We start from the raw sequence: 26,417 nt of genomic DNA, 5'->3' as shown, positions 1-26,417 counted from the left end.
GAGCACGAGAAACGCGAGCTCGCATGGAGCCGTCATGGTGCGAGCTCGCGTTTCGATCGATGCGAGGCCATCGAATGCCTGCGCAAAGCGGTGAATCGATCGACGGGAATCCCGATGAATCAAGCAGTTACCGGCACCAATAAGCATTCTCCACAATTTTTTGCCAAATCCTCTTGCCAGCGTGCCGGTAGCTCCATATAATTTCGTTTCTCTGTTGCCGGTGTAGCTCAGTTGGTAGAGCAGCGCATTCGTAATGCGAAGGTCGTAGGTTCGACTCCTATCTCCGGCACCAACAGATTCAAGGGCTGCGATGCGAAAGCGTCGCGGCCCTTTTCGCTTTCCGGCGTCGCGCTCGCGTCTTGCGTGACGGCGCGCATCGCGACATTCGCCGCAGCGTCGCTTGCGAGACGCATGCGGCACATGTCGGCGCGCGCGTGCATCGAGAAGCCCTTTTCGTCGCGCCGCGCCGCCATCGAATGCGCACGTCGAGCGAATCGCCCACTGCCCCGCGTCCAGGCCGCGCCCGAAACCGTGATGAAGTCATTTCGAACTCGTTGCGAAATACGCTGTCCCGTTTCCGCGTCAATCAGATTGAGCCGGCCCGTGCGCCCCGATCCGCAAGACACGTCGAAGCTCCCGTCGCTGTCGGCGTTGCGCACGTTCGACGTGTCCGCGCGCGGCTACAGCCTCACCGAAGCCGCGCATCATCCGCACGTCACGGTGGGCGCCGTGAGTCGACAGATCAAGATGCTCGAGGACGAGCTCGGCGTGAAGCCGTTCGACCGCGAGGCGAGCAGCCTCTAACGGGTGACGATCCGGTTTTTCTTCAAGTCCTGCGTGCATGCGCCTCCTCGTGATCCAACCCGCCAGTGCCGCGCCATCGCGGCGCCGTGGCGAACGCCTTCGCGCAGTGCGTCCGGCAGACGCTTGCGCAACGACGGCGCGCGGAGAATCGCCTCGGTGATGCCGGCCGGCGTCGCCGCGCGGCTCAGGCAAGTCTGCGTCTCGCTCACGCTCAGCACCCGGCCACATGCTGCGCCCAATCGAGAACGCCGCGCCAGTCGCCGAGCCCGCACGCGGCCGCGCATTCGAACACATCGTCGACGCACACCGCGATACCCGGCCGCATCGCAATACGCGAGCGCAATAGGCAGACACGGGCCAAGGGCCGTGAGCGCGTCGAATGGCGCTTCGCCGCCCAGCTCGACGACTCGCGTTCCGATGCGCTCGAACAACGCCTTCGCGTGCGCGCTCGCGTCGCCGTAGCACGCGCCGATCGAGCGGCCGGCGGCGATCGTGTCAGGAGAACTGATCATCGCCCGCGCGGGTCGACACTCGTCGCGCACTTGGCGCGCGCGGATACGGATCTCACGCGGGCGGCGGCACCCGAGCTCGCCGAGAAACGCGCGCCGCCCGCCCTCTTTCGCTCAGCCATTCAGGAGCGTGACGATAAGTTCCCCGAACGAAGCGTGGAATGGCCGCCGCGCCGCCGCCGTTGCCCGCGGCGTTGGCCAGGTCCACCCGATCCACGTCGAGCGCGCGCAGCGAACGCTTATAAGACGTCGACGGCAACGCATATTTCGACTTCACGAGCGGCATCGCCGTGCTCGACACCGGGCATCGGCATCCGCGAGTCGCGGCCGCCGTGCAGGCGCGGCTCGCGCACGTCCGCAACCAGTTGCCGGCCGCAGATGCACTCGATGCGTCGTTGCCGTGGACGCCTATCACCGAGCGCGACAACCGGCTCGCGCAAGCGGGCGCGACGGTCGCGATCGCATGGCGGTTCACGCGCATGATGTTGCCGGCCATCGTCGACGAAACCGCTCATCCGCATCTGACGGCATTCTCCGCGTCCGCGGAGGACACGCCGCTCTTCGCCGCCTTTCCGCTCGCTTGAGACCGGCTGAAACCGACTGAATCCGACGCGCCGGCCGAGGCGTCGCGCAACGAAGCGTATCGCGTCGGCGTTGCGGCGCCGAACCCGTTTCAACCGAACGAAACGCGCACGCGTGCGTTCTGCCGCCGTGAACGGTGGCGCACCGCACGGTGCGCCGGTTCGTCGCCGCCTACCGTGGAAACTTTCGCATCGCGAACGACTCGGCATTCGCTGCGGCGCCGCATGCGCGACGTTCGCCGCCGCGGCCGAATCACCGCAAAAGAATCGCGCGCGGATTTTTCTTACGCTTTTATTTCAATGCACGTACCGGCGCCCGTCCGACAAAAAATATTTGGTCAATTCGGACGAGATGCGTAACATTACTTAACGATCCTGACCCGTCTATTGAAGTAAATTGCGGGGGGCGACGCTCCGGGATCGGCGTGCGATCCGCGTCACGTCACAGGCAGCGCCCGACGTCGGTTCATTCGTGGGAATTAACAAAGGAGAGAACCACCATGGCTCATGGCTTGATTATGTGGCTCATCATCGGCGCAATCGCGGGCTGGCTCGCCGGCCTGCTCGTGAAGGGCGGCGGCTTCGGGCTGCTCGTGGACATCATCGTCGGCATCGTCGGTGCCGTCATCGGCGGCTGGCTCGCCGGCATTCTCGGTATTCACATCGGCGGCGGCTTCATCAGTTCGATCATCGTCGCCGTCATCGGCGCCGTCATTCTGCTGTTCGTGATCCGGCTATTCAAACGAGCCTGACGCCTGCTTCGCCCGGCACGCCGCGCGGCCGCCGGGCGCTTGCGCCGCATTTCCCGTCTCGCGGCCACCCGCCGCTTCTTCGCATTCCCGATCGTCCAATCCCCTCGTTTCGCGCGAAAGGCATTCGCTCGCCATCGCACCGCACATGCACGCTCGAACACGACACGCGGCGCGATGTTGCGCGATGCGCGCCGCCGGCAAAGCGGACGCAGCGCCCGCTTGCCGGCGACGGCATGCGCCGCGCGCCGATCGTCAGGGCTCCCGACGTTGCAGCCACGCATCGAGCACGGCCGGCGCGAGCAGACCGCTCTTCGCGCGGCGCATGCCGTCCGCGTCGATCCACAGCGTGCGCGGCAGCTCCCCGCGCCAGCCCGAATCGAGCGCCACGCGCAACCTTTCCGGCATCGGCTCGGCGTTCGCATATTGCATGACGTTCGGGGGCAGCTTCATCTGCGCGAACGCGCCGGCGAGCTGCGGCGCGTGCTCGTCGAGCGAATCGAGCGCGACGAGCGCGATCCGCACCTGCGGATGGCGCCGCTGCCATTCGACGAGATGCGCGGCGTTCTCGCGGCAGTAGCCACAGTCGAGCGACCAGACTTCGACGACGAGCGGCGCGCCGCGCCCGCTCGCATAGAGCGACGCGACATCCGCCGCGCGCAGCGGCTGCGGCGATTGCGGCGGTTGCAATTCGCCCGCGATGCTCGACGCCGCGATCGCGAGCGCAGCGAGCATGAGCATCCTGCGCTTCATCGTTGCCCCTCCACGTCGATCAGCCGGTAGCCGTCGTTGCGCGTGCGCCATGACAGATAGACGCGCCCGCGATCAGTCAGCAATTGCGGATTGTCGCTCGCGCCGGACGTCTGCGCGATCGTGCGCGGCGCGCTCCAGTGCGCGCCGCCGTCGTCGGAGCGGCGCAACTTGATGCGCATCGTGTCGCCGTCGAACGCCTTCCATGCGAGCCAAATCGCGTCGCGCGGCGCGACGATCACCGCATGCGACGCCTGCTCGTTCGGTGTCGCCGGATCGTCGCCGAACGCGAACGGCGTGCCGAGCGGCGCGCCGCCCGCATCGAGCCGCGAATAGAACACATCGGCCCTGCCGTCGACGACGCCGAACCACGCGAGATGCCGCACGCCATCGTTCGTGATCGCGAGCGCCGGTCCGTGATCCGGACACGCTTCGACATGCCAGTTCGAGAACGTCGCGCGCACGGGCTCGACCGCGCGATCCGCCGACACCGGCAGCACCGCGATCGCGTGGTCACGAATCTGGCCGGGAAACACGTTGCGCCACGCGGCCTGCACGCGCCCGTCGGGATCGGTCGCCATCGCGATCCGGCAGCATTCGCACGTGTGGTCCGTCACCTTGCGCTCCGGCGCGAAGGTCGCGCCGCCGTCGGCCGACACCGCGTAGTAGATCGCCGCCCCGTCATACGCTCGCCCTGAGCGCTGCGCGGCGAGAAGGTCGCGCTTGTCGATCCACGCGACGAAGACGCGGCCTTGCGGATCGACCGTCAGCATGTCGAAGCGATGCGTGATCGCCTGCCGGTCGCGATGCACGGTGACGGGCACGGACCACGTCGCGCCGCCGTCGAGCGAGCGCGAGAAGCGCACCATTCCGGTGTACGGCGCATCGAGCGGCATCGACCACGTGACGTAGACCGCACGCCCGTCCGGGCTCGCGGCAAGCTTCGGCCGGTTCTCGGCGCTCGTGTAGACCGGCTCGGGCAGCGCATTGACCGTCGCGGGCGCGGACAGCGTGCGCCCCGCGTCGTCCGAATGCGCGACGACGACGTGCTGTCCCTCGACCCACGCGACCCACAGCCGATGACGCGCATCGAACGCGGCGCCCGTCGCGAGCGGCGCTTTCTGCGCGGCGCCGGCAGTTGCCGAGTCCATTGCCATGTGAGCGGCATGCGGCGCGGACGCCACCGCAGCCGGCCGCGCGTCGTGCGCGAGCGCACCGCAGGCGAGCGCGAGCAGCGCGACGCCTGCCGGCCCATGCTTCAAAGCGACCATTTCAACTCTCCATAGAAGGTGCGGCCCGGATACGGGTGGAACACGTAGTAGCGGCGATCGGTCACGTTGTCGATGCCGAACGACGCAAGCCAGTGGCGATCGAAACGGTAGCGCGCCTTGAGATCGACGACCGTATACGAGCTGGTGCCGCCGTACACGTTCGGGTTCACGTCGCTGTTGTCGAGCGTGCTGAATTGGCGCCCCGAATAGCGCACGCCGACGCTCGTCATCCAGTGCTCGTCGAAGCGGTACGACGCGAGCAGGTTCGCGCGCATGCGCGGAACTCTCGGCCAGCGCGCGCCGACGTAGCTCGGATTCGCCGCGTCGGCGAGCGTCTGCGCGTTCGTCGCGGAGACGTTCGCGTCGACGTCGAGCCCCTTGATCCCGACGTCCTGCCCCGAGAACGCGAGTTCGACGCCGCGCACGCGCACGCGCCCGACGTTCGAGATGTTCGTGTACGTCGAAGCGCCTGCGACCGTCGTCTGGCTGTAGATCGAATTGCGCAGGTCGCTCTGGAACACGCTCGCGCGCACGACGCCGAAGCCGACGTCGCGCTCGGCCGTGAAATCCCAGTCGATCGCCTTTTCCGGCTGCAGGTTCGGGTTGTTGTTGACGATCGCGTTGTTCGAGATCGTTCCTTGAAACAGCTCGGCGACGGTCGGAAAGCGCGTGCCCGTCGCGAACGACAGCCGCAAGCGCCACGCGTCCGCGGGCTGCCATTCGAGCGCGAGCTTCGGCGACAGCGCGGTCGCGCCGCGATCCGCATAACCGAGCGTCGCGCCCGCATTGCCGAGCTCGCCGCCGTACGCGTCCCAGCGCTCGTAGCGCAGGCCGAGCGTCGCGAGCCAGCCGGGCGCGAAACGCCACGCGTCCTGCGCGTACAGCGCCTGCGTGCGCGTGTTGCCGCGATAGCTGTTCGCGAGCGTCGTCGGCGCCGCGTTCCGCCAGTCGGCCGTGTTGTAGGTCGCGTTGCGCAGGAAATACGTGTCGAAGTGATAGCCGAACGAGAAGCGATGCCCGCGCACATCGGGCGATTCCGCGCGCAGATCGACGGTGCGCCAGCCCGTGCCGTCGCCATGGAACACCGTGCCGGGCCCGCCGTCCCACGCGCCGGGCGGTGCGCTCGACGCGCTGCGCAACACGTCGCGCGACACGTCGTATGCGGAAGCGCTCGCCGACAGCTTCCAGCCGGACGCAAGCCGCGCGTCGAGCCCGAGCCCGTACAGCCAATTCTCCTGGTCGCCGTTCTGCGGCGCGAATGCGGTCGGCGACACCGTGTAGCTGCGCCCGCCGAACGACACGTTGCCGCCGTACACCGGGTTGCCCGCCGCATCGCGCAGGAACGTGTCGCCGTGCTGGCGGTAGTGGTTCTCCCAATGCCCGAGCGTGACCGTCGCGTCGACGTGGTCGGTGAACGCGTAGCCGAAGCGCAGCGTCTCGTTGAGCTGCTCGGTGCGCTCGATCGTCTGCGCGCCGACGATCGTCCGCGGCCGGCCGTTCGGGCCGACGTCGGAGGCCGCGCCCGTCACCGGCACCGGCGCGCCGAGCTTCGGATCGTACGCGGCGTTCGGGCTCGCGTACTGCATCGGCTGACTGTCGTTCTCGAGCCGGTCGAGCGACAGCGCATACCAGAAACGTCCGATCCGGTCGGCGAGCCGCGCGGTCTGGTGATTGCCGCCGAAGCTGTCGGCGAAGCCGTAGCCGTCACGGTAACGCTGCGTGAAGAACTGCGTCGACACCGACGCCTCGAGCCGCTCCGGCTTGCGCGTCGTGATCTGCACGGTCGAGCCGATCGCGTTGCCCGGATAGAGCGCGGAAAACGGGCCGTACAGCACGTCGACGCGCGCGATGTCGTCGGGCTGGATCAGCGACCAGCGCGGCGGATACGAATAGCTCGAACCGAGCAGATTGGACAGCAGAAGGCCGTCGGCATAGACGAGCCCGCGCGCGCTCTGCAGCTCGTTGAAATCGCGGCCGGCGAACACGGAGTTGCGATCGCCGATGTAGCGGCGGCGCACCATCAGATTCGGCGCGTACTTGAGCGCGTCTTCGGTCGTCACGTTGACGTGCGAATCGATCTGATCGCGCGTGAGCGACTCGACGACGCCGGGCGTGTCGGGCGCGAATGCGGGGCGCTGCGCGGTCACGGTGACGACATTCAAGGTTTTCCCGGATGCCGTCGTCGCGGCGGCGGCGTCGGACGTTGAATCGGCAGGGGCGGCGCCCGTCGGCGCCGCATGAGCGGCCGGCCAGGCGAGCGCCGCGGCGCAGGCGGCCGCGAGCCGCCTGCGCGCGGCGAGCGCGGCAAGAGCATGAGACATGGAGAAGCAAATCCTGAAAACGTGGTCGGCGGATCGCCGCGCATGCGAACGCACGCCGCGCCCGCCTTCGCAGAAGAACGGACGTGACGCCCGACGTCGCGCGCGCGACGGCGCTCACGCGTGGCGACGCGCGAGCGGGCTGCTGAGATCAGACCGGAACGGTTTCAGGCGGGGCGCGCGGCTGCGCGATGCGCACGCCGCGGCGGAAGAAGACGGCGGGCCGCTCGACGCGGCTCGCATACGCGAACGCACGAACGAAGTGCGGCAACGCGGGCGCGCTCGAACCGAGCGCGACGTTCGCGGCGAAGCCGGGACAGTAGACGCAATGAGCGACGTGCGCGAGCGCGCCGTCGTCCTTGCGCGTCTCGCCCGCGCCGACGATGCGCTTCGCGCCCGCTGCGCTGCACAACTCGAGCGCGAACGGCGCGTCGGCCGCATTCGAGGCGGCGCGCGCGTAGCCGATGACGGGCGACAGTACGTTGAGTACCAGCGCCAGCCAGACGAGGCTCATCCATCGCGTCGAACGTTTCATCGCAGCTCGGGAAAAAGAGGCGCGCAGTATAACAAGTCAGTTTGCGGCTGCGCTTCGAACGATGCGCATCCGTTCGGAAACGCGCATTGCCGCAAATCAACGCAAATGCATGTACCGTTTAAGCAACAGAGACAAAATCTAACGATTGAACACTGGCACAAAGCAAAGCTGGCGTTCGATAATTCCCTTACCCAAGGAGAGAGAACATGGACGAAAGGCCAACCCGCATTCCGCCTCCCGAGAAGGTGATGAGCCCGGACCCCGAGCCCGTGGCCGTCGAGTTTCTCGCCGAGCTGCCCGAACATGTGCGCGCGTTTTTCGACGAGCAGCACAAGCTGTGCACGCCGAAGTAACCGTGCACGGCCCGACGGCGCATCCGTGCCGGTGAATCGTCGCGTGCTCGCGAACGCTTCCTTGCGCACCGCCGCCTTCTCGTCTCGGCAACCCATACCGAACCCGGGCCGCAACGGCCAGCCGGGTCGAGGCTGCTGCGTCCGCTGATCCCTCGCTTGCGCCGCGTCGCTGCGCAACGTCTTCGCTTATTCTTCTGTTTTTTCCACCACTCGGCTCCCGCAAGCCGGCATTGTCGTTTTTCGCCATGAAACCATCTCTTTGTGCAAGCCTGGCTGCCGCCGCGCTCGGCCTCGCCGTGCTGACCGCGCCTCGCGTCGCCGCCGCCGACGGCGACGACACCGCGCTCACGAACCTCGTCGCGCTCGCGTCGCAGCGCCTCGCGCTCGCCGAGCCCGTCGCTCAATGGAAGTGGATCAACAAGAAGCCGATTTCGGACCCGCCGCGCGAAGCGGCGCTGCTGGCCGACGTCGAAAAGCGCGCGACGGCGAGCGGCGTCGATCCCGCTTACGCCCGCACTTTTTTCGACGACCAGATCACCGCGAGCAAGCAGGTGCAGAACGCGCTCTTCGCGACGTGGCGCGCGACGCATGGCCCCGAAGGCCCCGCGCCCGATCTCGCGACGAGCACGCGGCCGCAGCTCGACCGGCTGACTCAGTCGCTGATCGCTGCGCTCGCGCGCGTCGCGCCACTGCGGGACGCGCAGGATTGCCCGTCGCGTCTCGCACGCAGCATCGCGAACTGGAAAACGCTGACGCGCTACGATTCGGGCCAGAAGGACGCGCTCGGCACCGCGCTGTCTCACGTCTGCACGGCGGGCGGCGCAAGCGCCGTCGGCTAGGCGGCAGCGGACGCGGCGCCCGCGAGCGGGATCGGTTGCAGCCCGCGCGCAAGATGCGTTCGCAGAATGCGGCGCACCGCGGGCGCCGCCTCCGCGTCGCGTCCGCCCGCCTCGCGCGCTTCGGCCGCGAGCGCCGCGGCCTGCTCGATCGACGCCACGGCACCGACGTAGCGCCAACCGTCAACCACATGAAAGACGCTCGACTCGCCGCGCTCCTCGAACGCGACCGGCCCGTCGAACGGCCAGCCCGCGTCGCCCGCGGCGCTTCGGTCCGGCCGCCGGTTGAACGAAGGCGCGAGCGACGCAATCCAGTCCGCCTCGGCCAGCAGCGCGCCGAGCTCGCCGCCTGTCTCGCGCCACTCGACCCGCCTAACCAGCTGCGCAAGCCGCATTTCCTTCGACGAGCGCCGCTCCCCCGTCAACAGCGCGCGCAGCCTCTGCCGGACCCGAACGCTGCGGCCGACGTAGAGCGGCACATCGTCGTCGCCGAAGAGCGCATACACGCCGCAGCCGGCCGGCGCGCGCTCCAGATGCGCCTCCGTCAACGTGCCCGCGAGCCGGAAACGGCGCGTCGTGCGCGCGATTTGCTCGCGCAACTGATCGGCCGGAATCGCGTCGTGCAATGTTTGCCAGAACTGCCAGATGAGATCCGCGTCGGCGAGCGCCCGGTGGCGCGCCGAAGGCGTGAGCGCGTGCCGCTCGATCAGCGCGTCGAGCCCGTGACGCGACTCGCGCGGGAAAAGCGCGCGCGACAACCGCACCGTGCAAAGCACGTCGGGATTAAACGCGAAGCCCGCGCGCTCGAATTCCGCGCGCAGGAACCCGCGGTCGAAGCTGGCGTTGTGTGCAATGAAGAGCTTGCCGTCGAGCCGCTCGAACAATGCGGATGCGATGTCGGCGAACGTGGGCGCGCCGCGCACCATGGCGTCGGTGATGCCCGTGAGTTGCTGGATGAACGCTGGAATCGGCTGCCGCGGATCGACGAGCGTCGTCCAGGTCGACACGTGATTCGCATGCACGGCGACGACGCCGATTTCGGTGATGCGATGCTCGACGGCCGAACCGCCGGTGGTTTCGAGATCGACGAACGCGAGCGGCGTGTCGATCGCAGGGTGGAGCAGCGGCGAGACGGACATGGATGGCGGACGAACGGCACTTCGTGTGTTGTCGGACGGACGCGGGGGCGGCCCCGGCGCTAGCAGTCCCTATTCTACTCGCCCAAGAAATCAAAACCCCCGCCTAGGCGGGGGTTTGCACGGCCCTCGGCGCGTTTCAGGCGTTCAAAGCGCCTGAATATTCGCGGCCTGCTTGCCCTTCGGGCCGGTTTTCACTTCGAACGACACACGCTGATTCTCCTTAAGGGTCTTGAAGCCCTCCATCCTGATTTCGGAGAAATGGGCAAACAAATCTTCGCCGCCATTGTCCGACGTAATAAAGCCGAAGCCCTTAGCATCGTTAAACCATTTCACGATACCGGTATCCATATTCCTAGTTCCCCACTAAATAAAAATAAAACACGGGCTACGCCCTTATACCGTCACACAAAGCTCCGACGCTTCCTCTACCCCCTTCTTTCGACGTGCGGGAAGCACTGCAAGCTTGGTGGTGCTTTTATAAATGGGAGAATCCAATTCAGTCAAGAAAATTTTTGATGACCGCTTATACGATTTGATAAGAATACAACTGGAATCGGTACACTAGGAGCGAGAAATTAATTAACCGCAACAACACCTGTCATTATTACCGGGGTAGCTGACTATTAAAATCCGCAAAAGAAAAATCTACCGCGATCGAGCGAATTGACGAGGCTTAGTATTTGTCCGGGTTGCGGTGCGCAAGAACCTTTGCAATGCTGAGCGTCGCCCCGTAGGGCGCGGGAGACTGTCATGCTGAACGGCATCAAACGCTTCGCACACCGGCTCGGCATTGCGCGCCGCAACAATTCGACGGGCCGCGCGCCGGCGGCGCCCACGATGTTCGCGAGCGAATTCGATGCGACGTGGCATGGCGATCATTGGCAGAACCTGCTTGCATCGCCGCTCGATGCGCGTCACTACGTGATGGAAGACTGGGCGCAGCCCGTCCTGCCCGCGCAGGAAGAGCCGACCGACGCGTCGCCTCCGCCCAGGCGCCGCAGGCGCTGGTATGAACAATAGGAGCGGGCAAAAAAAAGCGCGACCGGAGAGTCGCGCTGACAAAGGTTTGGAGATCTTTTCCGTCAACGAAAAAGACTGCTTTGGTAAGCAGAAACCTCAGTATAACGAGTTGACTCCCTTTCATTAATCGTACTCCCCACAAACCTCTATTGCCGAAGTGTCAATAATCGCGCGCATGCGGGATGCACCTCGGCCGGCTCTCCACCGATTGTCGCTGTCGCGCAACGCCGCCGAAGGTTCGGGAGCGGAAAAATATTTGCCCAATCCAGCCCAAAGCCTTGCCCCGCAAGGGTTTCCGCCGCCACGCCAATTATTGCTGAAAAGCAAATACATTATTTCTTAATCCGGATTCATCGGCTTTCGGCAACGCTCTTTTACACTGCGGATAGCTTGTGATGACGGGCGGCGGTATGCGCCCGAGACATGCCCCGGCTCGGTTTCTCGCAGCAGCCGCCGGGAACATCGAAGAACAGGTCAGATATCGTTATCCACCCTGTTTCGGACGGAGATAAACCCAATGAAAAAGACCCTCATCGTTGCCGCTCTCTCTGGCGTCTTCGCGACGGCCGCCCATGCGCAAAGCAGCGTGACGCTGTACGGCCTGATCGACGCCGGCATCACCTACACGAATAACCAAGGCGGCCACAGCGCGTGGTCGCAATCCACCGGCTCGGTCAACGGCAGCCGCTGGGGCCTGCGCGGTGCCGAAGATCTCGGCGGCGGCCTCAAAGCGATTTTCGTGTTGGAAAACGGCTTCGGCATCAATAACGGCACGCTGAAGCAGAACGGTCGCGAGTTCGGCCGCCAGGCGTTCGTCGGCCTGTCGCACGAGCAATACGGCACGCTGACGCTCGGCCGTCAATACGACAGCGTCGTCGACTACCTCGGGCCGCTGTCGCTGACGGGCACGCAATTCGGCGGCACGCAGTTCGCGCACCCGTTCGACAACGACAACCTGAACAATTCGTTCCGGATCAACAACGCCGTCAAGTACACGAGCGTGAACTGGGCCGGCCTGAAGTTCGGCGCGTTGTACGGCTTCTCGAACAGCAACGAGTTCACGAACAACCGCGCCTATAGCGCGGGCGTGTCGTACAGCTACGCGGGCTTCAACGTCGGCGCCGGCTACCTGCAACTGAACAACGACTTCGGCCCGACGGTGTCGAACGCATCGGGCGCGGTCGCACTCGACAACACGTTCGTCGGCAAGCGCCAGCGCGTGTTCGGCGGCGGCTTGAACTACACGTACGGTCCTGCGACGGCTGGCTTCGTGTTCACGCAATCGCGCGTCAATCGCGCAACGGCGATCGGCGCGAGCGCATCGGGCCTCTCGAGCGGCATCGCGCTCGACGGCACGTTCATGCGCTTCAACAACTATGAAGTGAACGCGCGCTACGCGTTCACGCCGGCCTGGACGGTCTCGGGCTCGTACACGTACACCGCGGGCTTCATCGAGAACCATCACCCGGGCTGGAACCAGTTCAACCTGCAGACGGCCTACGCGTTGTCGAAGCGCACGGACGTGTACCTGCAAGGCGTGTATCAGAAGGTCAACAGCGACGGCACGGGCCTCGGCGCATACATCAACGGCATCGGCGGCATGTCGTCGAGCGAAAAACAGGTCGCCGTCACGGCCGGCCTGCGTCACCGCTTCTAACCGGTCCTTCGGGCCCGATCAAAAGCGCCCCTTTCGGGGCACTTTTTTTATGATCGATCGGATGGGCACGGAGCTGCTTCGCCCGAGTGCGCGCGATGTCGGCGGCATGTCTGCGCGGCTCGCGAGCCGCGGATGCATTGCTCGCGGCCGGCGTGCGAGAAGAGCAACGCGCTCTCCCCTCATGACTCACGCCGCGCCCGGCGCCGGGTAGCGAACGTCGAGCACGTCGATCGGCTCCGGCCCCACGGGCGTCACCAGCGTGACCGTGTCGCCGACGCGCGCCTTCAGCAGCGCACGCGCGACGGGCGAGATCCAGCTCACGTGCCCGCGATCCAGATCGACCTCGTCGACGCCGACGATCGTCACCGTATGCTCGGCGCCGTCCTGCGTCGCGTAATCGACGGTCGCGCCGAAGAACACCTGATCCGCGTTCTCCTGGCGGCTCGCGTCGACGACTTCGGCAAGATCGAGACGCTTCGTCAGAAAGCGGATGCGGCGGTCGATTTCGCGTAGACGCCGCTTGCCATAGATGTAGTCGCCGTTCTCCGAGCGATCGCCGTTCGATGCCGCCCACGACACGAGCTTCACCACCTCGGGGCGCGCTTCGTCGATCAGATGCAGCAACTCGTCGCGCAGGCGCTTGTGGCCCGCCGGCGTGATGTAGTTCTTCGCGCCGGGCGGAATCGCGGCCTGCGCGTGGTCGAGGTCGTCGTCGTCTCCGTCCGACTCCTTCACAAACGCCTTGTTCATGATGCAATTTAAGCGACTATCGGATGCTGTAAGGTTACACGAACAGCCTTATCTGATAAATCGTGGAGAAAGGCTTCCCTTTTTAAATTTGTTTGCTATAATCCCACTTCTGCGTGCGGCTGTAGCTCAGTTGGATAGAGTACTTGGCTACGAACCAAGGGGTCGTGGGTTCGAATCCTGCCAGCCGCGCCATTTTTTCAAGGGCCTTCTCGCGAGAAGGCCCTCTCAGTTCAAAGTTGTACCGCTTTGCGTGCGGCTGTAGCTCAGTTGGATAGAGTACTTGGCTACGAACCAAGGGGTCGTGGGTTCGAATCCTGCCAGCCGCGCCATTTTTGAAGGGCCTTCCTCCGGGAAGGCCCTTTGTTTTTGCGCGCGGATGGATGCGCCCCGCCGCTCCGCACGGCCGGCACTGAAAGCCCGCGCCCACCGCCCTTTCCTGCGCCTCTCGTCGCCGCGCCGCGCTCCAAACGAAAACGGCGGCCCGAAGGCCGCCGATGCCGCGCTTGCCTGCGCCCGCGCCGGGCGCCATCCGCACGCTAGTAATCCTGCCGCTCGCGATCGATCCGCATCCCGCCGTCGTGGCGCGCATGCACGACGTCGTCGTTCGAGCGCTCGCGCATGATCCGCATCACGTCCGGATTCGTGCGAACGCGGCGCATCACGTTCGCGAGATGCACGCGATCGCTCACCTGGATCACGAAGCGCAACACCGTCGATTCGTGCGTCAGATCCTCGTCCATCGCGATATGGACGATGTTCGCGTCGGCCGACGTGATGTCCGCCGCGACGCGCGCGAAAATACCCTTCGTGTTCTTCACGAGCGCCTTCACCGCGACGTCGAACAGGCGGCCCGGCTGCGGCGCCCATGCGACGTCGATCCAGCGGCCCGGATCGCGCCGGTGAATGCGCTGCGCGACGCGGCAGGCCGTCGTATGAATCGCCATCCCGAGCCCGATGCCGATGTAGCCCATGATGTCGTCGCCCGGAATCGGCCGGCAGCACGCGGACAGCTGCACCGACATCCCCTCCGTGCCGGTGATCACGACGGGCGGCGCGTGGTTGGCCGCGTGACGCTCGGCGCGCGGCAGATCGTCGTCCGCATCGCGCCCGCTCATCAGCACTTCGATTCGCTTCGCCATCACGGCGGCCACTCGGCGGCCGAGACCGATGTCCGCGAAGATCTCCTGACGGCTCTTGTTGCCCGTCCACTGCACGAGCTTTTCCCACACCTCGGGCGCGACGTCCGCGAGCGCGAGCCCGTAGCCCTTCAGGCTCTGGTCGACGAGGCGCTCACCGAGTTGCACCGACTCGTTCAGGCGCATCGTCTTCAGATAATGCCGGATCGCCGAGCGCGCCTTGCCGGTGCGCACGAAGCCGAGCCACGCAGGGTTCGGCTTCGAGTACGGCGCGGTGATCACCTCGACGATGTCGCCGCTCTTGAGCTCGGTGCGCAGCGGCAGCAGTTCGTTGTTGATCTTCACGGCGACGCACTGGTTGCCGAGATCGCTGTGGATCGAGTATGCGAAATCGAGCGCGGTCGCGCCGCGCGGCAGCGCCATGATCTTCGACTTCGGCGTGAACACGTAGACCGCGTCCGGGAACAGGTCGATCTTCACGTGCTCGAGAAATTCGCTCGAATCGCCCGCCTCGCTCTGGATGTCGAGAAGCGACTTGAGCCATTGATGCGCGCGCTTTTGCACGTCGTTCAGATCCGCGCCGCCGTTCTTGTACAGCCAGTGCGCGGCCACGCCCGCCTCCGCGATCTCGTGCATCTTGCGCGTGCGCACCTGGAACTCGATCGGCGCGCCGAACGGGCCGACGAGCGTCGTGTGCAGCGACTGATAGCCGTTGACCTTCGGAATCGCGATGTAATCCTTGAACTTGCCCGGCACCGGCTTGTAGAGCGCGTGCAGCACGCCGATGCACGTGTAGCAGTCGAGCGGATGCTCGACGACGATCCGGAAGCCGTACACGTCGAGCACCTGCGAGAACGACAGCTGCTTGTCGCGCATCTTCTTGTAGATGCTGAAGATCGTCTTTTCGCGGCCGGTGATCTCGGCGTCGATCTTCGCGTCCGCCATCGCGCGCTGCACCGACTCGAGGATCTTGCTGATCACTTCGCGGCGATTGCCGCGCGCGGCCTTCACCGCCTTTTCGAGCGTCGCGTAGCGATGCGGATTGAAGTTCGCGAAGCTCATGTCCTGCAGCTCGCGATACGTGTTGTTCAGGCCGAGGCGGTGCGCGATCGGTGCGTAGATGTCGAGCGTCTCGCGCGCGACGCGGCGGCGCTTTTCCATCGGCACCGCGCCGAGCGTGCGCATGTTGTGCAGGCGGTCGGCAAGCTTCACGAGGATCACGCGCACGTCGCGCGCCATCGCGAGCAGCATCTTGCGGAAGTTTTCCGCCTGCGCTTCCTCGCGGCTCCTGAACTCCATCTTGTCGAGCTTCGACAGCCCGTCGACCAGCTCCGCGACCTTGGGGCCGAAGCGCTCGGCGAGCTCGCTCTTCGTCACGCCCTGGTCTTCCATCACGTCGTGCAAGAGCGCCGCCATGATCGCCTGGGCGTCGAGCTTCCAGCCGGCGCAGATTTCCGCGACGGCGACGGGATGGGTGATGTAGGGTTCGCCGCTCTGGCGATACTGGCCGAGGTGGGCTTCGTCGCTGAAGTGGAACGCCGCCTTGACCTCTTTGATTTCCTCAGGACTGAGGTAATCGGCAAGCGCGGCCGTCAGCTTCGCGATGGAAACGACGCCGTGCTTGCGCGGCTGCTCCGGCGTCGCGGTCGGCCCGAACAGATGGCGAAACGACTGTTCGAGGACCGCGTCGATATATTGACGCGCGGGGGACGGTGCGGTGGCCTCGGCGTGCCCGGCCCCCGAGGAGGCGGACGATGGTGTGGTGCTCATTTTCGCCTCCTGGGTTCGCTCGTCGGTTGCGCGTGGACTACATGGCTGAAGAAACCGAGTGTGCCTTAAACGGGCACTTTCTTCAGCATTTCGACACCGACCTGACCGGCCGCGATCTCGCGCAGCGCGACGACCGTCGGCTTGTCGCGGCTTTCGATCTTCGGCGTATGGCCTTGCGCGAGCTGCCGCGCGCGATAAGTGGCGGCGAGTGCCAGTTCGAAGCGGTTCGGAATCTGCTTCAGGCAGTCTTCAACGGTTATGCGAGCCATGTTGGGTCGTTCCTTCTGAATATGTTCCTTATTCTACCTTATGTGCCTCGTTCGCCGCCGTCACTCCGCGTGCGGCAGATGAATGCCGAGCTCGACGAAAAGTTCGGTGTGCCGCGCATATTGCGACGTGAAGCGCAGGCGCGTCGCGGCGACGATGCACTCGAGCTCGGCAAGCGCGTGCTCGAAGGTTTCGTTGATGACGACGTACTCCGCTTCCGCGGCGTGCGCGATCTCACTGCCCGCCGCGAGCAGGCGCCGCGTGATCACGTTCGGCTCGTCCTGCCCGCGCTTTTTCAGGCGCTCCTCGAGCGCGGCGAGCGACGGCGGCAGAATGAAGATGCCGACCGCGTTGCGGAACTGTTTCTTCACCTGCTGCGCGCCCTGCCAGTCGATTTCGAGCAGCACGTCGTGGCCGTTCTTCATCTGCTCTTCAATCCAGACGCGGGACGTGCCGTAGTAGTTGCCGTGCACTTCGGCGCTCTCGAGAAACTCGTGGCGCGCGTGACGCTCGCGGAAATCCTCGACCGTCGTGAAGTGGTAATGCTGGCCGTCCTGCTCGCCGGGGCGCGCCTTGCGCGTCGTGTACGAAATCGACAGGCAAATCTCCGAATCCTTCGACAAGAGCGCGTTGACGAGTGTCGACTTGCCCGCGCCCGACGGCGCGACGACCATGAAGAGATTGCCGGGATAGACGCCGACGTGCAGTGAATGCGCTGCCGCGCCGTCGCGGTTCGAATCGGTCATGTTGCGTTACTCCAGGTTTTGCACTTGCTCGCGCATCTGCTCGATCAGCAGCTTGAGCGCCATCGACGCATCGGCGAGCTCCTTCGCCGCCGCCTTCGAGCCAAGCGTGTTCGCCTCGCGGTTCAGCTCCTGCATCATGAAATCGAGACGCTTGCCGACGCGGCCGCCCTTCTCGATCACGTGGCGCGTCTCGTTCAGATGCGCGGTGAGGCGCGACAGCTCCTCGGCGATGTCGATGCGGATGCCGTACATCGTCACTTCCTGACGAATGCGCTCGGCCGCCTCCTCGCGCGAAGCGATGGGCGCGCTGCCTACCGGCGCCGCGATGCCGAGCGCCTCCTGCAGCCGCTCGACGATCTTCTGCTGGTGCTTCGCGATCAGCTCCGGCACGAGCGGCGCGATGCGCGCGACGATCGCCTCCATCTCCGCGACGTTCGCGAGCAGCATCGCCGCGAGCTGCGCGCCCTCGCGCGAGCGCACGACGACGAGCTCGCCGATCGCTTCCTTGCCGCATGCGAGCACCGCCTCGCGCAGCGCCTCGGCGGACACGCCGCTCTCGGCAAGCACGCCGGGCCAGCGCAGGATCTCGCCCGAGCGCAGGCGGCCGACGCCCGGAAACGCGTCGAGCACCGCGCGCTCGAGCTCGGCGAGCTGGCTGAGCGCCGCGTGGTTCAGCGCGCCCGCGTTCACGTTCTGGTCGCCGCGCTGCAAATTGATGCGAACGTCGACCTTGCCGCGCGACAGCTTGTTCATCAGCATCTCGCGCAGCGCCGGCTCGCACGCGCGCACATCGTCCGGCATCCGGAAATTGAGGTCGAGGAACCGCGAATTCACAGTCCGCAGTTCGACCGATACGCTCGTGCCGCCGTTGCCGGAGGCCGTCGTGAGATCGCGCGTCGCGCTCGCGTAGCCCGTCATGCTGTAGATCATCGTTCGTCCCGTCGTTTGATGGCCCAGCGGGCCAGGAGGATTCGAGACGCCCGGCGCTTGCGAGGCGCGGGGCGCGAAACAGCCATTATCCCATTTTTGCGGGCCGGACCCGCCGGGCCGACGCGCCGTGCGCGCGGTAAAATTCAGCTTTCTCCTCTGCACATTGCCCCGATGACGAATTCCTCCCCACGCCCGAGCGGCCGCCGCGCCGACCAACTGCGCGACGTGCGCATCACGCGCCACTACACGAAGCACGCGGAAGGCTCGGTGCTCGTCGAGTTCGGCGATACGAAAGTGATCTGCACGGCGAGCGTCGCCGAGCGGGTGCCCGAATTCCTGCGCGATCGCGGCCAGGGCTGGCTCACGGCCGAATACGGCATGCTGCCGCGCGCGACGCACACGCGCAGCGACCGCGAAGCCGCGCGCGGCAAGCAGACGGGCCGCACGCAGGAAATTCAGCGTCTGATCGGCCGCGCGCTGCGCGCGGTGTTCGATCTGAACGCACTCGGCCCGCGCACGCTGCACCTCGACTGCGACGTGATCCAGGCCGACGGCGGCACGCGCACGGCAAGCATCACGGGCGCGTTCGTCGCCGCGCACGACGCGGTGACGAAGCTCGTCGCGGCGGGCAAGATCGCGCGCTCGCCGATCACCGACTACGTCGCCGCGATCTCGGTCGGCGTGTTCGGCGGCGAGCCCGTGCTCGATCTCGATTACGACGAAGATTCCGCGTGCGACACCGACATGAACGTGGTGATGACGGGCGCGGGCGGCTTCGTCGAGGTGCAAGGCACCGCGGAAGGCGCGCCGTTCTCGCGCGCCGAGATGAACGCGCTCCTCGACCTCGCGCAAGCCGGCATCGGCGAGCTCGTGCGCCTGCAGCGCGCCGCGCTGGAGGCCTGAGATGTCGCACGCATCGAACGACGCCGCGCTCTCGCGCATCGTCCTCGCGTCGAACAACCCCGGCAAGCTGCGCGAGTTCGCCGCCCTCTTCTCGACGGCCGGCATCGCTGTCGTGCCGCAGGGTGAGCTCGGCGTATCGGAAGCCGACGAGCCGCACGTGACGTTCGTCGAGAACGCGCTCGCGAAGGCGCGCCATGCGTCGCGCGCGACGGGCCTGCCCGCCGTCGCCGACGATTCCGGCCTGTGCGTGCCCGCGCTGCTCGGCGCGCCGGGCGTCTACTCGGCGCGCTACGCGCAGCGCGCCGGCCGCGAGAGGAGCGACGCGGCGAACAACGCGTATCTCGTCGAGCAACTGCGCGACGTCGCCGACCGGCGTGCGTACTACTGCTGCGTGCTCGCGCTCGTGCGCCACGCGGACGATCCGGAGCCGATCGTTGCCGAAGGCCGCTGGGCGGGCGAGATCGTCGATGCGCCGCGCGGCGCGCACGGCTTCGGCTACGATCCGCACTTCTTCGTGCCGGCGCTCGGCGCGACGGCGGCCGAGCTCGAGCCGGCCGCGAAGAACGCGGTCAGTCATCGCGCGCTCGCGCTGAAAGCGCTCGTCGCGCGGCTCGGAGAGATTCGATGAGCGACGCCGCCGCCAACGGCGCGCGCGTCGTCGCGACGTTCGCCGCGCCCGGCAAGATCCGGCTCGCGTCGCTGCCGCCGCTCGCGCTGTACGTGCATTTCCCGTGGTGCGTGCGCAAGTGCCCGTATTGCGACTTCAATTCACACGAATGGAAGGACGGCGGCGCGCTGCCCGAGCGCGACTATCTCGACGCGCTGCGCGCCGATCTCGAGCACGCGCTGCCGCTCGTCTGGGGACGCCAGGTGCATACGGTGTTCATCGGCGGCGGCACGCCGAGCCTGCTGTCGGCGGCGGGCCTCGACCGGCTGCTTTCCGACGTGCGCGCGCTGCTGCCGCTCGACGCGGACGCCGAAATCACGCTCGAAGCGAACCCCGGCACGTTCGAGGCGGCGAAGTTCGCGCAATTCCGCGCGAGCGGCGTGAATCGCCTGTCGATCGGCATCCAGAGCTTCGACGAGGCGCACCTGAAGGCGCTCGGCCGAATCCACGACGCCGCGCAGGCGCGCGCCGCGGTCGAGATCGCCGCGCGCACGTTCGACAATTTCAATCTCGACCTGATGTTCGCGTTGCCGAGCCAGACGCTCGACGAATGCCGCGCCGATCTCGAAACCGCGCTGTCGTTCGCGCCGCCGCATCTGTCGCTCTATCACCTGACGCTCGAGCCGAACACGTATTTCGCGAAGTTCCCGCCCGCCGTGCCGGACGACGACATGTCGGCCGACATGCAGGACTGGCTGCACGAGCGCACCGCGCAGGCGGGCTACGCGCGCTATGAGGTGTCCGCTTACGCGAAGCCGCATCGGCAGTGCAAGCACAACCTCAACTACTGGCGCTTCGGCGACTATCTCGGCATCGGCGCGGGCGCGCACACGAAGCTGTCGTTTCCGAACCGAATCCTGCGTCAGGCGCGCTACAAGCATCCGGCGACATTCATCGAGCAGGCGAAAGCGGGCGCGGCGGTGCAGGAGGAACGCGAAGTCGGGCCGCGCGATCTGCCGTTCGAGTTCATGCTGAACGCGCTGCGGCTCGTCGAAGGCGTGCCCGTGCACAGCTTCGCCGAACGCACCGGCATGTCGCTCGCCGCGATCGAGCCCGCACTCGCGCAAGCCGAGCGACGCGGCCTCATCGTCCGCGATCACGTGCGCATCGCGCCGACGCCGCTCGGCCAGCGCTTCCTCAACGATCTGCAGGCGCTTTTCCTGCGCGACGAATGACCGGCTGACGCTCGATCTGCACCCAGGCGACGCTCGGCCGAAGAACGAGCGGCCGATGCGCAAACGCGCGAATCGAACGCGGCGACGCCGACGATTCGCGCGCCATTTCGGTTACAATGCACGGCCTTGGAAGCGTGGCCGAGTGGTTTAAGGCACTGGTCTTGAAAACCAGCGACGGGCAACCGTCCGTGAGTTCGAATCTCACCGCTTCCGCCAGGACACGCTTTCCCCGCCTCTCAATAAATGCCGCAAAGCCAAGCCGGACAAAGGTTTGCGGGCAATCTGAGCTTTCGTAAGCATCCAAGAAAAGTCGTAAAATTCCAAATTTTGCCGGGTACTTTTCCGGGTACTTTTTGGACCTATAACGACAATGCCTGAGAGCCTCCTACGTCATCTGCAATGCCGCGCGGCCAAGCCGCGCGAACGCGCCTATCGCCTTAGCGATGGCGGCGGTCTCGCATTGCTCGTCAAGCCCAACGGATTGAAGTACTGGCAGTTCCGGTACATGAAGCCGGACGGCCGCGAAGGCTTGATACAGATCGGCCCGTACCCACGCGTCACGCTAGAGGCCGCAAGAGCGGCACGGAACGAGCATCGCGCGGCCGTGCAGGGCGGCAACGATCCTGCGATGCTGCGCAAGCAGGAGAAGGCCCGCCGCAAGATCGACGCAGCCCGCGCGCTGAACTTCAAGCAGTGCGCCACGGCGTTTATCGAGGCACGCAGTGCGGAATGGGTGAATCCGAAGCACACGCAACAGTGGACGAACACCCTCGCGACCTATGCCTATCCCATCATCGGCGCATTGCGCCCGGCCGACATCGACACGGACCTCGTGCGTCGAGTGCTTGAGCCGATCTGGCTAACGAAAAATGAGACCGCATCGCGCCTGCGCGGCCGAATTGAGAACGTGCTGGATTGGGCGAAGGTGCGTGGCCTGCGTGACGGCGAGAACCCGGCTCGCTGGAGTGGACATCTCGATCAACTGCTAGCCGCGCCGACCAAGGTGCAAAAGCCCAAGCATCACACCGCCCTTCCCTTCACGGAAATTGGCGCGTTCGTCGCAGAACTGCGCGGCATGGTCGGCACGGCGGCGCGTGCGCTGGAATTCACGATCCTGACGGCGATGCGTACCGGCGAGGTGATCGGTGCGCGCCACGATGAATTCGACGCGGATGCGCAGCTTTGGACCGTTCCAGCCGAGCGGATGAAGGCCAAGCGAGCGCATCGCGTTCCGTTGTCGGCGGCGGCGTTGGCACTGCTGAAAGCGCTGCCTACGTCGGAGGATTCGCCCGTCGTGTTCGAGGGCATGAGGGCTCGACGGCCGATGTCCAACATGGCGATGCTGCAAGTGTTGGAACGCATGAAGCGTGGCACGCTGACTGTCCACGGCTTCCGCTCGACGTTCCGGGATTGGGCGGCAGAGAGCACATCGTTTTCGAACGAGGTAGTCGAGATGGCGCTTGCGCATGCGATCCGCGACAAAACCGAGGCGGCGTACAGGCGCGGCGACCTGTTCGAAAAGCGCCGCACGCTGATGCAGGCATGGGCCGACTACATCGAGCAAGAAGTGGCGACCACATTAACCAAGGCCGCAGCCTGACCGCTTGGCCGCTCGGGCGTTCGACGGTGCGCCTGTTGGTCGTGAGCGCCATTGCCGCTATGAATATGTCCCCCTTCCGTGAGTTTCTCACCGATAAAACGGGCGTGACCTGGACGTGACGCGATCAATTGATTTAGCCCGCTATGATTATGTGGCCCCCCTATATCCGTCACCAGTAGAGAAAGGACGCGGGTGTGAGCCCCCGCATGCCGGCGACGGCATGGGGGCCCCCCGCGACTCCGGCCGCTGAACCCTTGCGATGGACGCAACAATGTGGGTGGGAGCGCGTCGCCGACTTCCCCCTGCGGAAACGCGTTTTCGATGGTTTCCAACTCGCGGAGAGCCGCGCCCGGCCTACGCTTGCGCTTGTCTCGGGTGTCCGCCGCAAAGCCGCTCAGCGCAAAACACGCTGGAGATTTGGAGATAAACGCCAGAATCGGCCGCAAAGCCTTGTGGCGTAAGGCTTTGATTGTCTCCAAACAGACTTGGAGAACGCTGGAGATACTGGAGATAAACGAACCCGGATCGTTACGAATTCAGCAAGATTCGAGACCGGCTTTCCCGGCTCGTGCCCAGTGATTTACGGGGCTGCTCCAATCGAAATTTAGGACAATCTATAGCTCAACATGACAGCTAGGCGACATGACGAACTGAAAATGGTCCGTAAATACCGTGTCCTTGAATGCACCATAGCGCGACGATTCAAGGCATGGCAAGAATCTCGGGAAAACTTGATAAGGACGGGAACCTTGTGTCGCTCGGCGCGGCGATTCGCGCTCGCCGCAAGGAATTGGTGATGTCGCAAGAGGCGTTGGCTGATTTTGCAGAGATCGACCGCTCGCACATGGGCAAGATTGAACGCGGTGAACGAAACGTTACCTTCATGAATATCGTCCGCATTGCGCACGCATTGCAACTTCTTCCCTCCGAGTTACTGCGTAACGCCGGCCTGTAGGCGCAGGCAACACATAGCGTGCGCCGCCCGGTTCCATCTGGTGCGCATTGCCAAAGCAACTTTGATTCGCGGGTGTGGAATCGCGCGCAAAGGAATTCCCGCCGCCGCCCTCCCGCACGGCGGCGGCGCGGTTCACAGTTCGAGCGTGAAGATCGACGGACGAACGCGGTACACCATGAATTTCCCGTGGCCGGGGATGTACTCCTGTCGATACGGATAGCCGTCGCTGCGCGGCATCAGCACGCCGCGCTTCATCAACGCCTTGGCGACCATCTTGTGATCGAAGCCGGCGCACACGTCCTTGCGAAACACGGCCGCCTCGATCAGATATTCCGTCTCGACGCTTTCGGCATCGTCGATGCTCATCTTGTCGCCGAACTCGGCGTAATACTCGCGATCGGACGCGATCGCCGTGCGGCGCTCGTCGCGCTTTACGTGCTGCTTGAAGCCCGCCCGGTGCGGCACGTTCGGCCGATGGTCGTCCTGCGCGCGGTTCATCCGCACGAAACGATTGTCGCCGTGCGCGACGAGGAAGTGCAGCACCTGACGCACGGCTTCCGCTTCGTCCGAATTGCCCGCGCCGCCGCGCAACTCCATCCAGCCCTCGAAGCAACGACGCGCCGCATCGACCGACGCGCCTTCCGGCCAACCGGTCAGGCCTTGCGCGGTCGCCAGCTCGCCCGCCACAGCAACAAGGCAGAATCGTTTCGCGACACGCGCGACCTGCGAATGCGCGCCGTCCGGCACCCATTCCGTCACCAGCTCATCAACGCGCTTGCGCAGATGTTCCGCCAGCTCGTCCGCCTGCGCGGATGCGAACTCGATGAACGCCGGCCCGGCCGTGCCGTAGTGTTTGCCTGCGTGCCGCTCTAGATGCTCGATCAACGCGGCCGGCGTCGGGAAGCCGTGCAGTTCCTCCACCACGCCCATGTCGCCCACTTCGGCAGGGATCGCCGGCAAGCGCACTTCAATGCCGCCCTTCATCGGCTTGTTCGCCTCGGCCATCAGCGCGGATACGCTCTTCTCGCCGTTCGACAGGAACAGCAGCCGCCACGTCAGGACTGGCTTGGCCGACCCGTTGCGCGACGCGCGCGCCTTACCCGACTCGTTCGCGAGCATGTAAATCACGTCGCCGACCAAGCGCGGCTCGACCTGCCCGATTTCATCGAGGATCAACAGTGCGTCGCTGTGCTGCGTGGCGACCGCTTCGAGCGCGTTGTCGGTCGCTTTCCAGCTCCGCACGTAGTCCGGCGAGCCGAACACGGACGCAGCGATCACGCCGCCCGTCGACTTGCCCTTGGAGGTCGTGCCGAGCAGGTGAAAGCCGCCCGACTGGAGCCCCGAGAAGTGCAGCAGCGGACCCGCAAAGGCGGTCGCGATGCAGAACAGCAGCCGGCTGTTGCCGACGCAGTAGGCCGCGACCTCGCGCCGCCAGTCGTCGAGCGTGCCGCGCTCCTTGAACTGGCTCTGGATCGGCGTATCGGCCTGATAGATCAGCGCCTCCTTGCCCGTGCCGATCACGCGATCGGGCAGCACGAACGCGCCGTGATGCCAGCCGACGCGCGGCACGCAGCGCACGCGCTCGTCGGGCCGCGCCATCTGGATGTAGTTCGCGATCTGCATGCGGGCGGTCTGCGTGACGCCGAGCTTGACGCCCATATCGAGCAGCATGCGCCGCAGCTCGGTGCCGTCGCCCGCGAACAGGCCGGCCGGCACCGCCCATCGCTTGAGGATGCCGTCGCGGTCGGTGAATTCCAGCAGATAGCCCCATTCGCTGCTCATCTCGTTGCGGGTCTCCGCGATCACGTCGATGCGCGTGCTGATCCAATGCGGCGGCAGCGGATCGCCCTGATTGTTAAAGCCGTGATACCAGACGCCTTCGTCGTCGACCTCGAACCGCCACGAGCCATCCTGCGCGCGAGCCGTTTTCGGGCGCTTGGCGGGCTTCGTGGCTGGCGGCCTAGCCTTGCCCTTATTGGAACCCGGCGAGCCGTCTACGGCGAGCGCTGCGCGCACGGCAGCGGCTACCGCATCCGGGCCGAGGTGTACAGCCAGATCGTTGAAGTCCGTACCGGCCGCCGGACGGTTCGGGCCGAAGTCGGGAACGGCCACCGTGCCGCCCACGGCTTCGGCGGTTGCGCGGGCCTTGGCTATTCCCGGATTGCCGTTCGTCGTGTGGTCGTCGTCGGCGCACACGACGATGCGCGCGTCCGGATACCGACCATGCAGTGCCGTCGCGACGGCGTGCAGGTTGCCGGCGTCGAACGCGACGGCGGCCGGGTAGCCCGTCGCGGCCGCGAGCGTCGCGCACGTGGCGTTACCCTCGCCGATCAGCAAGACCGAAGATACCGCGCCGCCGATCAGCGAGAAACAGCCTGCCTTACGGCCGTTCGGCAGATAGCGTTTCTGACCATCGGTCAGGATGAATTCGAGCGTCCACAGCTTGCCGTCCGCATCACGCGCCGGAATGACGAGTGCGCCGTCGCATGCGGCCGTGCCGATGCTCAGGTTGCCGCGATAGACGCGCAGCGCGTCGGCGGGGATGCGTTTGCGAACGAGGTAGGGGTGATCGGTCGGCGCGGGCTCGGCCGCCGACCAGATCGATTCGGCGAGCGCCGACGCGGCTTGCTGCTTCTCGGTCAACGCAGCCAGCTCGGCCGCCTCGCGGGCGGCGCGCTCAGCGTGCTGCCGTTCGCGCTGTTCTGGATCGACCGGCTTGGCGCGATGCGCGCGCGGATCGAAGCCGCCAAGCTTTGCGAGGTGGAACAGCGTGTTGATGGTAATCTTGCCGCCCTTGAACGACTTCCACACATCGCGGGCGTCTCTTGCGTGGTAGTTCTGCGCGCCTTGGCTCCATTCGTTCCAGAGGGCGAAACCCTCTTCGCCAAATTCGGCCTTGAGCGCCATGCCGGCCTGACGCCACGTGTCGCGATCGTCGGCCGGAACATAGCCGAGCGCGACGCTCGCCCGCTCGAATTCGGACATGGGTGTGTTAC

At 65.7% G+C, this 26,417-nt stretch carries 26 protein-coding genes and 4 tRNA genes; 16 read left to right on the top strand and 14 right to left on the bottom strand.

Features of this window, described 5'->3' with window-relative positions:
• Nucleotides 1-216 precede the first annotated feature (216 nt).
• Nucleotides 217-292 (top strand) — tRNA-Thr (locus WS91_RS24550).
• 311 nt (nucleotides 293-603) lie between these two features.
• Nucleotides 604-804 carry a LysR family transcriptional regulator gene (locus WS91_RS36980; protein WP_197422276.1) on the top strand — a complete coding sequence of 67 codons (201 nt, stop codon included), beginning with the start codon at nucleotides 604-606 and terminating at the stop codon, nucleotides 802-804.
• Here the strand turns inward: WS91_RS36980 and WS91_RS24540 are convergent.
• Entirely contained in the window at nucleotides 801-1,235 is a 435-nt protein-coding gene (locus tag WS91_RS24540) for a hypothetical protein (protein WP_231752087.1), read from the bottom strand. The genes WS91_RS36980 and WS91_RS24540 overlap by 4 nt on opposite strands.
• Before the next feature lie 133 nt (nucleotides 1,236-1,368).
• The gene (locus WS91_RS37600; RefSeq protein WP_156432473.1) at nucleotides 1,369-1,599 is read right to left on the bottom strand and encodes a hypothetical protein; all 231 of its coding nucleotides are present in this window, start codon (nucleotides 1,597-1,599) and stop codon (nucleotides 1,369-1,371) included.
• Nucleotides 1,600-1,603: 4 nt separating this feature from the next.
• Between WS91_RS37600 and WS91_RS24535 the strand changes: the two genes are divergently transcribed.
• Nucleotides 1,604-1,897, top strand: coding sequence for a hypothetical protein (locus tag WS91_RS24535; RefSeq protein ID WP_231752086.1), 294 nt, complete (start codon nucleotides 1,604-1,606; stop codon nucleotides 1,895-1,897).
• A gap of 497 nt (nucleotides 1,898-2,394) precedes the next feature.
• Nucleotides 2,395-2,646: a GlsB/YeaQ/YmgE family stress response membrane protein gene (locus WS91_RS24530; RefSeq protein WP_025990481.1), complete on the top strand. Its 252-nt coding sequence runs from the start codon at nucleotides 2,395-2,397 to the stop codon at nucleotides 2,644-2,646.
• A gap of 252 nt (nucleotides 2,647-2,898) precedes the next feature.
• On the opposite strand, the gene WS91_RS24525 is transcribed toward WS91_RS24530, so the two are convergent.
• From WS91_RS24525 to WS91_RS24510, 4 genes are all read right to left on the bottom strand, one after another.
• Nucleotides 2,899-3,396 carry a TlpA family protein disulfide reductase gene (locus tag WS91_RS24525; RefSeq protein ID WP_059644902.1) on the bottom strand — a complete coding sequence of 166 codons (498 nt, stop codon included), beginning with the start codon at nucleotides 3,394-3,396 and terminating at the stop codon, nucleotides 2,899-2,901.
• Nucleotides 3,393-4,664 (bottom strand): sialidase family protein, encoded by a 1,272-nt coding sequence (locus WS91_RS24520; protein WP_059671198.1) that lies wholly within the window; start codon nucleotides 4,662-4,664, stop codon nucleotides 3,393-3,395. The genes WS91_RS24525 and WS91_RS24520 overlap by 4 nt, the downstream gene beginning before the upstream one ends.
• The gene (locus WS91_RS24515) at nucleotides 4,652-6,985 is read right to left on the bottom strand and encodes a TonB-dependent receptor (RefSeq protein ID WP_059584497.1); all 2,334 of its coding nucleotides are present in this window, start codon (nucleotides 6,983-6,985) and stop codon (nucleotides 4,652-4,654) included. Before WS91_RS24515 ends, WS91_RS24520 begins: the two co-directional genes overlap by 13 nt.
• A 148-nt stretch (nucleotides 6,986-7,133) precedes the next feature.
• Nucleotides 7,134-7,517, bottom strand: coding sequence for a DUF2946 domain-containing protein (locus tag WS91_RS24510; protein WP_059671197.1), 384 nt, complete (start codon nucleotides 7,515-7,517; stop codon nucleotides 7,134-7,136).
• 206 nt (nucleotides 7,518-7,723) lie between these two features.
• On the opposite strand from WS91_RS24510, the gene WS91_RS36975 reads away from it, so the two are divergent.
• Both WS91_RS36975 and WS91_RS24505 read left to right on the top strand, forming a co-directional pair.
• Nucleotides 7,724-7,870, top strand: coding sequence for a hypothetical protein (locus WS91_RS36975; protein WP_038750945.1), 147 nt, complete (start codon nucleotides 7,724-7,726; stop codon nucleotides 7,868-7,870).
• A 245-nt stretch (nucleotides 7,871-8,115) separates the two neighbouring features.
• On the top strand, nucleotides 8,116-8,709 hold the full coding sequence (locus WS91_RS24505; RefSeq protein WP_038750947.1) for a chorismate mutase: 594 nt from the start codon (nucleotides 8,116-8,118) through the stop codon (nucleotides 8,707-8,709).
• Here the strand turns inward: WS91_RS24505 and WS91_RS24500 are convergent.
• Together WS91_RS24500 and WS91_RS24495 are read right to left on the bottom strand one after the other, a co-directional pair.
• Nucleotides 8,706-9,845, bottom strand: coding sequence for an exonuclease domain-containing protein (locus tag WS91_RS24500; protein WP_059671196.1), 1,140 nt, complete (start codon nucleotides 9,843-9,845; stop codon nucleotides 8,706-8,708). The genes WS91_RS24505 and WS91_RS24500 overlap by 4 nt on opposite strands.
• A 144-nt stretch (nucleotides 9,846-9,989) precedes the next feature.
• Nucleotides 9,990-10,193, bottom strand: a complete 204-nt coding sequence (locus WS91_RS24495; RefSeq protein ID WP_004522324.1) for a cold-shock protein — start codon at nucleotides 10,191-10,193, stop codon at nucleotides 9,990-9,992.
• A gap of 402 nt (nucleotides 10,194-10,595) precedes the next feature.
• Here WS91_RS24495 and WS91_RS24490 point away from each other — a divergent pair, with 402 nt between their 5' ends.
• On the top strand, nucleotides 10,596-10,865 hold the full coding sequence (locus WS91_RS24490; RefSeq protein WP_038750952.1) for a hypothetical protein: 270 nt from the start codon (nucleotides 10,596-10,598) through the stop codon (nucleotides 10,863-10,865).
• A 517-nt stretch (nucleotides 10,866-11,382) separates the two neighbouring features.
• Nucleotides 11,383-12,522 carry a porin gene (locus tag WS91_RS24485; protein ID WP_038750954.1) on the top strand — a complete coding sequence of 380 codons (1,140 nt, stop codon included), beginning with the start codon at nucleotides 11,383-11,385 and terminating at the stop codon, nucleotides 12,520-12,522.
• Nucleotides 12,523-12,708: 186 nt separating this feature from the next.
• Here the strand turns inward: WS91_RS24485 and greB are convergent, their stop codons facing one another.
• Entirely contained in the window at nucleotides 12,709-13,272 is a 564-nt protein-coding gene (gene greB / locus WS91_RS24480; protein ID WP_038750955.1) for a transcription elongation factor GreB, read from the bottom strand.
• A 115-nt stretch (nucleotides 13,273-13,387) separates the two neighbouring features.
• Between greB and WS91_RS24475 the strand changes: the two genes are divergently transcribed.
• Together WS91_RS24475 and WS91_RS24470 are read left to right on the top strand one after the other, a co-directional pair.
• A tRNA-Arg gene (locus tag WS91_RS24475) sits at nucleotides 13,388-13,464 on the top strand.
• Between the two features lie 60 nt (nucleotides 13,465-13,524).
• Nucleotides 13,525-13,601, top strand: a tRNA-Arg gene (locus WS91_RS24470).
• 207 nt (nucleotides 13,602-13,808) lie between these two features.
• Here WS91_RS24470 and WS91_RS24465 read toward each other — a convergent pair.
• The 4 genes from WS91_RS24465 to WS91_RS24450 all read right to left on the bottom strand — a co-directional run bounded on the left by WS91_RS24465 (nucleotide 13,809) and on the right by WS91_RS24450 (nucleotide 18,121).
• A complete protein-coding gene (locus WS91_RS24465; RefSeq protein WP_038750956.1) occupies nucleotides 13,809-16,178 on the bottom strand; it encodes a RelA/SpoT family protein in 2,370 nt (789 codons plus the stop codon).
• A gap of 65 nt (nucleotides 16,179-16,243) precedes the next feature.
• Nucleotides 16,244-16,447 (bottom strand): DNA-directed RNA polymerase subunit omega, encoded by a 204-nt coding sequence (gene rpoZ, locus WS91_RS24460; protein WP_006025620.1) that lies wholly within the window; start codon nucleotides 16,445-16,447, stop codon nucleotides 16,244-16,246.
• 60 nt (nucleotides 16,448-16,507) lie between these two features.
• A complete protein-coding gene (gmk, locus tag WS91_RS24455; RefSeq protein ID WP_038750958.1) occupies nucleotides 16,508-17,191 on the bottom strand; it encodes a guanylate kinase in 684 nt (227 codons plus the stop codon).
• A gap of 6 nt (nucleotides 17,192-17,197) precedes the next feature.
• A complete protein-coding gene (locus tag WS91_RS24450) occupies nucleotides 17,198-18,121 on the bottom strand; it encodes a YicC/YloC family endoribonuclease (RefSeq protein ID WP_038750959.1) in 924 nt (307 codons plus the stop codon).
• A gap of 171 nt (nucleotides 18,122-18,292) precedes the next feature.
• Here WS91_RS24450 and rph point away from each other — a divergent pair, with 171 nt between their 5' ends.
• The 6 genes from rph (at nucleotide 18,293) to WS91_RS24420 (ending at nucleotide 23,421) form a co-directional block, all read left to right on the top strand.
• The gene (gene rph, locus WS91_RS24445) at nucleotides 18,293-19,024 is read left to right on the top strand and encodes a ribonuclease PH (RefSeq protein ID WP_038750960.1); all 732 of its coding nucleotides are present in this window, start codon (nucleotides 18,293-18,295) and stop codon (nucleotides 19,022-19,024) included.
• 1 nt (nucleotide 19,025) lies between these two features.
• Complete coding sequence (rdgB, locus tag WS91_RS24440; protein ID WP_038750962.1) at nucleotides 19,026-19,652, top strand: RdgB/HAM1 family non-canonical purine NTP pyrophosphatase; 627 nt, start codon at nucleotides 19,026-19,028, stop codon at nucleotides 19,650-19,652.
• A complete protein-coding gene (hemW, locus tag WS91_RS24435) occupies nucleotides 19,649-20,866 on the top strand; it encodes a radical SAM family heme chaperone HemW (RefSeq protein WP_038750963.1) in 1,218 nt (405 codons plus the stop codon). Before rdgB ends, hemW begins: the two co-directional genes overlap by 4 nt.
• 128 nt (nucleotides 20,867-20,994) lie before the next feature.
• A tRNA-Ser gene (locus WS91_RS24430) sits at nucleotides 20,995-21,082 on the top strand.
• Nucleotides 21,083-21,236: 154 nt separating this feature from the next.
• Nucleotides 21,237-22,466: a tyrosine-type recombinase/integrase gene (locus WS91_RS24425; RefSeq protein WP_059584487.1), complete on the top strand. Its 1,230-nt coding sequence runs from the start codon at nucleotides 21,237-21,239 to the stop codon at nucleotides 22,464-22,466.
• 709 nt (nucleotides 22,467-23,175) lie between these two features.
• Complete coding sequence (locus WS91_RS24420) at nucleotides 23,176-23,421, top strand: helix-turn-helix domain-containing protein (RefSeq protein ID WP_059584485.1); 246 nt, start codon at nucleotides 23,176-23,178, stop codon at nucleotides 23,419-23,421.
• A 132-nt stretch (nucleotides 23,422-23,553) separates the two neighbouring features.
• Here the strand turns inward: WS91_RS24420 and WS91_RS24415 are convergent, their stop codons facing one another.
• Nucleotides 23,554-26,406 carry a DUF927 domain-containing protein gene (locus WS91_RS24415; protein ID WP_059584482.1) on the bottom strand — a complete coding sequence of 951 codons (2,853 nt, stop codon included), beginning with the start codon at nucleotides 26,404-26,406 and terminating at the stop codon, nucleotides 23,554-23,556.
• Between the last annotated feature and the right edge of the window lie 11 nt (nucleotides 26,407-26,417).

It is taken from the genome of Burkholderia sp. MSMB1498 (assembly GCF_001526245.1).
GTDB lineage: Bacteria > Pseudomonadota > Gammaproteobacteria > Burkholderiales > Burkholderiaceae > Burkholderia > Burkholderia savannae.
The sequence above is the reverse complement of the archived record's forward strand: the minus strand, read 5'-3'. Positions and strand labels throughout refer to the sequence as shown.